Annotated in this window: 8 protein-coding genes; 2 read left to right on the forward strand and 6 right to left on the reverse strand. The window is 68.7% G+C overall.

Annotated features, from left to right (window positions below):
• From U9980_RS17075 to U9980_RS17085, 3 genes are all read right to left on the reverse strand, one after another.
• Positions 1 to 795: fumarylacetoacetate hydrolase family protein (locus U9980_RS17075; protein WP_322768825.1), on the reverse strand; the 795-nt coding region annotated here is incomplete at its 3' end.
• A gap of 11 nt (positions 796 to 806) precedes the next feature.
• Positions 807 to 1,778 carry a VOC family protein gene (locus U9980_RS17080; protein WP_322768826.1) on the reverse strand — a complete coding sequence of 324 codons (972 nt, stop codon included), beginning with the start codon at positions 1,776 to 1,778 and terminating at the stop codon, positions 807 to 809.
• A 47-nt stretch (positions 1,779 to 1,825) separates the two neighbouring features.
• Positions 1,826 to 2,953 (reverse strand): FAD-dependent monooxygenase, encoded by a 1,128-nt coding sequence (locus tag U9980_RS17085; RefSeq protein ID WP_322768827.1) that lies wholly within the window; start codon positions 2,951 to 2,953, stop codon positions 1,826 to 1,828.
• Positions 2,954 to 3,336: 383 nt separating this feature from the next.
• On the opposite strand from U9980_RS17085, the gene U9980_RS17090 reads away from it, so the two are divergent.
• On the forward strand, positions 3,337 to 3,624 hold the full coding sequence (locus tag U9980_RS17090) for a hypothetical protein (protein WP_322768828.1): 288 nt from the start codon (positions 3,337 to 3,339) through the stop codon (positions 3,622 to 3,624).
• Between the two features lie 141 nt (positions 3,625 to 3,765).
• Here the strand turns inward: U9980_RS17090 and U9980_RS17095 are convergent, their stop codons facing one another.
• The 3 genes from U9980_RS17095 to U9980_RS17105 form a co-directional block, all read right to left on the reverse strand.
• Positions 3,766 to 4,290 (reverse strand): GNAT family N-acetyltransferase, encoded by a 525-nt coding sequence (locus tag U9980_RS17095; protein WP_322768829.1) that lies wholly within the window; start codon positions 4,288 to 4,290, stop codon positions 3,766 to 3,768.
• Between the two features lie 502 nt (positions 4,291 to 4,792).
• Complete coding sequence (locus tag U9980_RS17100; RefSeq protein WP_322768830.1) at positions 4,793 to 5,491, reverse strand: ATP-binding protein; 699 nt, start codon at positions 5,489 to 5,491, stop codon at positions 4,793 to 4,795.
• 540 nt (positions 5,492 to 6,031) lie between these two features.
• Positions 6,032 to 6,229 carry a hypothetical protein gene (locus U9980_RS17105; RefSeq protein WP_322768831.1) on the reverse strand — a complete coding sequence of 66 codons (198 nt, stop codon included), beginning with the start codon at positions 6,227 to 6,229 and terminating at the stop codon, positions 6,032 to 6,034.
• A 697-nt stretch (positions 6,230 to 6,926) separates the two neighbouring features.
• On the opposite strand from U9980_RS17105, the gene fxlM reads away from it, so the two are divergent.
• On the forward strand, positions 6,927 to 7,862 hold a 936-nt coding region (fxlM, locus tag U9980_RS17110), incomplete at its 3' end, for a methyltransferase, FxLD system (RefSeq protein WP_322768832.1).

Genomic DNA, 7,862 nt, shown 5'->3' on the forward strand with positions numbered 1-7,862 from the left:
GTTGCCGACAGTGCCCGAACCGAGCACGTCGCCGATCTCCACCCGGCTGTCGCGGGACGCGTAGGCGATCATCGTCTCGAACGTCCAGCCCATGTTCGACAGCAGATCGCGCCCGATCTCGACGCCGTTGACGCTGACCGCGCACCACAGCCGAAGGAAGCCGTCCTCGTCGCGGCTGGGCTCCAGCTCGTCGGCGGTGACGATCCACGGGCCGAGCGTCGTGGCGAAGTCCTTGCCCTTCGCCGGGCCGAGGCCGACCTGCATCTCCCGGCCCTGCAGGTCACGCGCCGACCAGTCGTTCATGATCGTGTAGCCGAAGACGTGGTCGCGGGCCTGCTCGACGGACAGCGAGCGCCCCGCCTTCCCGACGACGACCGCGACCTCGAGTTCGAGGTCGCGTGCCGCGCAGGTCGCGGGGAAGGGCACCGGGTCGTGCGGGCCGAGGATTGCGTGCGGGTTGGTGAAGTAGAAGGTGGGCGCGTCATACCAGGCGTCAGGCACGCCGGCGGTGCCCTCGACGGCCTGGCGCACGCCCTGCACGTGCTCCTCGAAAGCGACGAAGTCACGCACGGACGTCGGGCGCAGCGGAGCCAACAGCCGGACGTCGGCCAGCGGATGACCGTGCGCGGCGAGCGCCTCGTCGGCGGACTGCCTGGCCGCGTCGATGCCGCGCCCGACGACGTCGCGCATGGTCAACTCGAATGGGAACGGGTGGACCTGTCCGTCCGAGACGACCCCGACCCTGGGCTGGTCCGCGTCGGCGCCGCTCTGTGTGGCGAAGGTGGCGAGTTTCATCGGGGCCTTCCTCAGACCGGTGGGGCGAGGAAGCTGCCGCGGTCCGGGTCGTTGAACGACCTACTGGCGATCAGCTCGCTCATCGGCTCGGCCGTGCCCCACTGGTCGGTGACCATCGGCTGGGTGAAGTCGTAGAGGTGTGGGTGCCAGACGTCCTCGTCGAGGCGCTCGAGCTCGGTCGTGTACTCGACCGTGTTGCCGTGCGGGTCGAGGAAGTAGGTGAAGGTGTTGTTCCCGGCGGTGTGCCGGCCCGGTCCCCAGACCTTCTCCACGCCGGCGCGCATCAGCCGGCCGGTGCCGCGCAGGTACTCCTCGACGCCCCGCAGCTCGAAGGAGGCGTGGTGCAGCGCGACGTGCGGGCCGCGCGCGATCGCCAGGCTGTGGTGGAACGAGTTCGTGCGCAGGAACCACATCATCTTGCCCAGATGCGGGTGCATCAGGGTGTCCGACAGCGTGAACGCGAGGTGCTGACGGTAGAAGGCGACGGTCGCCTCGGGGTTCGGCGTGTTCACGACGACGTGGGAGAGTCGGACCGGGATCGACTCGCCCTCCTCGACGGCGCGGTGGCCGCGTACGTCGACCTCGGCGGAGACCTCGACGGTGCGGCCGTCGGGGTCGAAGAAGCGGAAGCCGTAGCCGCCACCGGGAGTCTTGAGCGCGTCGGGCTCGCTGACGAGGCGCACGCCCGCGCCGCCGAGCCGCTCGGCGAGCCGGTCCACGTCGGCGTGGCTCGCCGCCCCAAAGGCGATCAGGTCGATGCGCTTGTCGTTAGCCGCCCGCAGCCGGACGCAGTACTTCTCAGGTGACCCCGCCGCGGCGAGGAACGCGAGGCCGCCGTCGGTGGTCTCCACGCTCAGGCCCCAAGTCTCGGTGAAGAACGCGAGCTCGCGGTCGAAGTGGGGCACCGCGAGGTCGACGTGGCGCAGGTGGGTGATGAGCCGCTCGCTCGGCGAGGCGTCGATCTCGCCAGTAAGTTCGGTCATGGAAGCTCCTCGGGTCGCAAGTCAGAAGGCGGCAGGGCCGGCCGCGATCAGGCCGGCGCCGCCAGCAGGTGGGAGACTGAGGCAATCAGGCCCGGAACGTCGCCCTGCTCGTGGTCGAGCAGCCACTGGCCAAGCCGCAAGGAGCTGTCCACGACCGTCCGGGCGCGCTCGTAGCGGCGCTCGGTGAACGGCGCCCACACGTCGTCCAGCACGTCGCGTGCCAGCAGCAGCTCGGCGAGCACCGCGGCGTCCTCGAGCGCCTGCGCCGCCCCCTGCGCGAGGGTCGGCGGGCAGCTGTGGGCGGCGTCGCCGATGAGGACGACCCGGCCGCGGTGCCACGGCGCCGGCACGACGTGGCTCTCGAACCTCGCGTAGTTGATCCGGCTGGGATCGGTGAGCGACGCGCGGATCTCGTCCCAGGGACCGTGGTAGGCCGCGGCGAGCTCGCGCATCACCGCGAGCCCCTCGGACGGGGAGAGCGCCGAGCGGTCCTGGTAGTCCTCGACGATGTAGGCGTAGAGCGAGTCCTCACCGGTCGGGCAGTAGCCGGCGATGTAGGACGGTCCGCTGTAGAACAGGTCGGTGCGCGAGACCGACGCCGGGCGGGGCGCGAACACCCGCCAGATGCCCATCCCAGTGCCCTGGGGCTCCACCTCGATCCCGATCGCCCGCCGCGTCCACGACCGGATCCCGTCGGCGCCGACGACCAGGTCGTAGCGGCTCGTCAACCCGTCACTGAAGGTGACCTCGACGCCGTCGGACTCCTGGGCCAGACCGGAGCAGGTGACTGCCAGCCGGGACTTGGCCCCGGCGGCGGCGACACGGTCGGCGAGGATGCGGGCGAGCGTCGGGCGGTACATCCCGAGCGTGCACGGCAGCTCCGGACCGCCGGTGTGGTGGTCGTCTAACGCGACGATCAGCGTGCCGGCCGGATCCGGTGCCCGCAGGCCCAGCGTGTCGAACGCGTAGCCGTGCGCGCGGACCTCGTCCCACACGCCGAGCTGGCGCAGCACCCGCAGCGCGTTGCCCTGCAACGTGATCCCGGAACCGAGTGCGGTGACGTCGGGTTTCGCCTCCACCAGGTCGACCGAGACACCGCCCTCGGCCAGCAGGATCGCCGCGGCGGTGCCGGCGGTGCCGGCCCCCACGACGAGAACGGATCCGACGGCGGGCATGCGATCCTCCGAGAGCCGGTGGCCAGGTGACTCACATGACTCTTGCCCCCGCTGTTACATAAGGGAAGCAAGTTCTGGCTATGCTCTGTATCCGCTTTGCTTATGTGCGTAGCGGTTGGCCAGCCTGGCGGTCCGCTCCAGCGGGGTGGCGCGGGCCGCGGTCTCTCACTCGGCGGAGGAAGGGTTCGCCGAAGCTTCCCGGCCGCGGGTGCGCGCGGGCCGGCCGGCGCCCGGTACCCCAGGAGCCGGCGGCTGATGCCGCGCACCGCCGCCTTCAGGGCGGGGACCTGGCTGAACGCGGACGTGTCGTTGGCCACGATGGCCACGATGGCCGCGAGGGCCGCCAGGACCGCCAGGACCGGCGCCGCGCCGGAAGATCGTCTGTGTTTCGTGAAGCGAACCTGCCGGGATCCTGGCCTGCTTCCGCCCGGTCCGTCCCGCCGGCCCCGTGGGTTCCCTTCACGGAAGGGCTGTCTCCTGAGGCAAAGGGACGCCCATCCTGGGTGCGGTACTCCCGGCGGATCGATCCAAAGTCAGGCTCGTTCTTCGACTATGTGCAGGGTGCTTACTACATCAAGGGCTACTTCTGGGTGAGCGTTGCCCCTGGTATGGACCAAGGGATCAGCGGGGTGAATCTCAGAGCGGTGGCCGTTGAGGACCTGCCGAAATGATCTTCGGTTCCGAGTCGAGTAGAGCCACGAGACGACCCAGCACGAAATAGCGTCGTCAGCTTCGAGTGGTGAAAGATCTGCTCATGGCTGATTCGCTGTGTGGCGTTCGGCCGGAATGGCGACGATGGGACTTCGTCGATTTTATCCGGAGAGGCTCTGAGGTCCTGCCTGGAAGTCCTTGACCAGGAACGTCGCCGGCTCAGACTCATGGTGGGAAACGCCGTCGGTATCGACCCAGGACCACTCGGAGCGGAAGTGGATACCGCAGTCAAGGTAGCCAAGGCGGAGGTACAGTGCCCTGGCCCGGTCGTTGTCGTCCGCGACGCCGAGACCTACACGGTGAAATCCACGTTGCTCAACCAGCCTCTCGGCAGAGGTAATCAGTGCGGTCCCGATCCCCTGGCTCTGCAGCTGCAGCGGCCAGACGCCCAGAGCGTTCAGTTCCGGGCAGTCCGCCACAGCCTGTTGCACGCTGGCCGCATCGCATCCGCGCCAGCGGATCTCCAGATGACCGGCTGGGACGCCGTCCCGCCAGGCTGTGAGGTAGGTCCCCACACCGTCGAGCTGCCGGCCGAACCGCTGGCGGTGAAAGCTCGTCAGACCACCCGACGGGATGCGGCTGTCCAGAATCGAAAGATCCTCAGCCTGGCATTTCCGGATCTTCATCGGACTACCCTATGTGTCTACCCATTGCCCTTCCGCATTACGCTTCCTTGTATCTGCCGTAAGGCACGGCTTCGACAATGCCTGGTCCGGATGCACTACCGACGAAGATGTCGACCTCAGCCCCGTCACCTCCCGCGGTGCCGTCCAAGGAGCCCCGGACAGCCGCCGACGGAACCGGGCTGACGATGTTGTCAGCGTCGCTATCGGACAAGCCGTCGCCGGGGCCGGTTGGGGTGATGGTTGCCGGGCAGGGGGTACCAGACGATCCGGATCGCCGTGCCCAGATGGACGAACAGCCAGCAAGCCCGCTCGGCGGACGAAAACGATCCCCCCATCGTGCTGTCGTACCCGACGATCCAGGCATGATCGTCGAACTGGAGTCCCCAGGCGAGGATGAGGAAATCGGACTGGTCGTCTCGTTCCTCGACCAGCGCGAACAGGCGTGGCGCCAGGGCGGACAGGAACGGTTGCGGTCATCGGTCATGACGGTGATTTCCTGGCTCTATGTCGGTCGAGATCGAATGTCGGGCCGGGTGGAGTGCGGTTGTCGGGTCCAGCCGTCCAAAGCGCGCAGGCCGTCGATGACGCGTTGCAGTGCGCGGTCGGGAACGCCCGGGTCGGGTACGCCGTCGCTCGACGGAGGCGATGGGCTGCGACGGGGCAGATCCCGTGACGCCTGCGGGGCGTCCGCGACGACACCGATCGACGGTTTGCCATGGAGCAAGGCCGCCCATACGACCTTGCCGTTCGTCATGTCACCAACGCGCACGCGGTAGTAGCCCCAGTCCCGGGCGAGTGCGGCGACGAGGTGCAGGCCACGGCCGTTGTCGGCGGTGAGATCCTCGACCCGTCGGATCGGGCGGTCCGCCGCCCCGTCCCACACTTCGACGATCACATCTTGGTGGCTGTAGGTGAGGCGCAGTGCGACCCGGGGCGCCGGCTCGTCGTGCCCGTCCTGGTTGTCTGCTGGATGGTTGGCGAGCACGGCGTTTGTCGCCAGTTCCGACACCACGAGGACGGCCGCGTCGACCAGCTCGTCGAGCTCCCACAGCCGCAGCTGCGCCGCGACGTCGCGGCGCGCGGCCCCGGCGGAGCGGGGGTGCGCAGGGTAGTACCAGACGCGGTGCAGCGGGGCTGGGGCAGAAAGCTCTGGCTCCGATGACATATTCGATGACATAAAGGTGACGAGGGCTGCGGTCATACGGCTCTCCCGGCTCAGCGCTCTGGCATGGGGTGACCGGCACGCCCGCGAGGCGTGTGCGTGCGCCTCGGGCGCGGGGCCATGCGGGCGGTCACGAGGGACGGGCGCGCGCGGCGCACGCGGCATCCGGCGGAATGGGAACGGCGTTCCGGCGAGGAGAGGCCAACAGTCGGCGTGGATCTGTCCGCCCCGCCCTCGGTTACGATCACCGGACCGTGGGCGCGCCACCGGCAACGGACACGCGCGGCGGTACGGGCAGCGGGGTGTGGCCGCGGGTCGTGGAATGCGGGGGCCTCGAACGGGCGGGACCAGGACAGCGTGTTGCGCAGGCGGTCCTCATCATCGGGACGGTCCTCACTGAAGGTAGGCAAAAGGGGCCGTTCCACCATCGTCCCGACGGCAACGGGGGGTCATTCCCCCCGCCGCGAAGAATCCGTTCGCCTGGCCTCATCGTCCTGACCAGCGATAACTCCCAGACTCGGATGAGTCGATTCGCACGGCGAAGGCCGTGCGGTGCTGGGGGCGTGATGCCCGAACGGTTCAGGCCCGGCGACGACGAGCGGCGAGGACGGGGATCTCGGCGATGGTGTCGTCGCTCAGGTCGTTCCAGTACAGGCCCTCGGGACGCCGAGGTGCGCCGCATGTGATGATCTGCGTGGGTGCGACGATCAGGTCCACACTGAAGTCGTGGCGAGCCGCCGGCAGGTCCTCGTCCACGACCTGAAGTCGGACGTTCAACCCTCCCAGGCGTGCGAGCGTCCCGTCCGACGGTTCACAGGCACCACCGGACGACCCAACAGTAGCCGCGGCGTCACACCACCCCCAGCGGGGTTTGACTGATCGCGACCCGGTCTCGTCGAGATCACCATGATTCCGCGGGTAGCACCGGTCGCGGGCAACGAACAGCGTCCCCTGTCTCGGCAGGCACGTGGGGCCAGCGGGCTGGGTGGGCCGCGAAGAAACAGCCGCACGACTGCGAACACCGTGCCCGGCTGACGGACGTTTCCGCAGGTCAAGCCCCATGCTGGCGCCGAACCGTTTCTTCCCGGGACGGGGAATGACACGGCGGACACCTGCCTGAAAGACTTGGGCACCACGGAGGGCAGAGCCGCCTGTCGAATCCTTTGCTGAGGGGTTTGAGAGTCGCGACAAGGGACCGAAGCGGTTCCGGTTTGCCCGCGTTGCCGGCCGCGAGGAGGGCGCACCTGATTCCGATACCACCCCGTTTCGCGCGCAGAGATGTTATGTGGGAACAGCGACGTCCCCGCCTGAACGCCGTTTCTCCTATCGGCACCGATCTGTTGCGCGTGTTCCTTTACCGAGAAGGTCGCTCCCCTACCAGACGACGTCGCTCCCGAGGTGAGCCGGCCGCGCCGCAGTCCGCCGACGGAGCCCACCGCCGCCCCATAGCACGGCGCAGGAAAGGAAATACCTGGTGATTGAGGTGACCACCGACCCGGCACGTGCCGCGGCGTTGCGACACAGTCTCGTGGACGAGCTCGTGACAGCCGGCTCGATCGTGTCAGGCGAGATCGAAGCCGCTTTTCGGACAGTGCCGCGGCACCTGTTCGCTCCTGAGGTACCGCTCGACGAGGCATACGCGAACGATGTGGTGCGTACCAAGTGTGACGAACACGGGATGACGATCAGCTCGGTGTCCGCGCCGTGGCTTCAGGCAGCGATGCTGGAGCAAGCCGGATTGCGTCCAGGTCTGCGGTGCCTGGAAATCGGCTCGGGCGGGTACAACGCCGCGTTGATGGCCGAACTCGTCGGCCCGGCCGGTGCGGTCACCACCGTCGACATTGATCCGGACGTGGCCGACCGCGCTCGCCGATGCCTGGCGGACGCCGGGTACGACCAGGTGCACGTCGTGCTCGCCGACGCCGAAGGTGGAGTGGCTGAGTTCGCGCCCTACGATCGGATCATCGCCGCCGTGGGGGTCGCGGACGTACCGCCGGCGTGGGTGGATCAGTTGGCCGAGGGCGGCCGGCTCGTCGTTCCCCTGCGGATGCGCGGTCTGCGCCGGTCGGTGGCGTTCGTGCGCGAGGGTGCCCACTTGGTGAGTCTGGGGCATGAGATGGCCGGCTTCGTGGACATCCAGGGTGCCGGAGCGCAACGCGAGCGACTCGTAACGCTGCACGGGGATGACGTCGGCCTGCGTATCGACGACAGCGAACCGGTCGATGCCGACGGGCTGCGCGGGGCGTTGCTCCAACCGCGCGTGCAGGCGTGGTCGGGCGTGCGCTTCGGTGGCATGGAGCCGTTCGACGGCCTGTTCCTGTGGTTGGCGACCGGCCTGTCCGACTTCTGCCTGGTGACCCGCGCGCGGACGGACGTTGCCCGCACGCTAGTCGACCCGTGCTCACCGATC

Source organism: Protofrankia sp. Cr1, from assembly GCF_963555865.1.
In the GTDB taxonomy this organism is placed as follows: domain Bacteria; phylum Actinomycetota; class Actinomycetes; order Frankiales; family Frankiaceae; genus Protofrankia.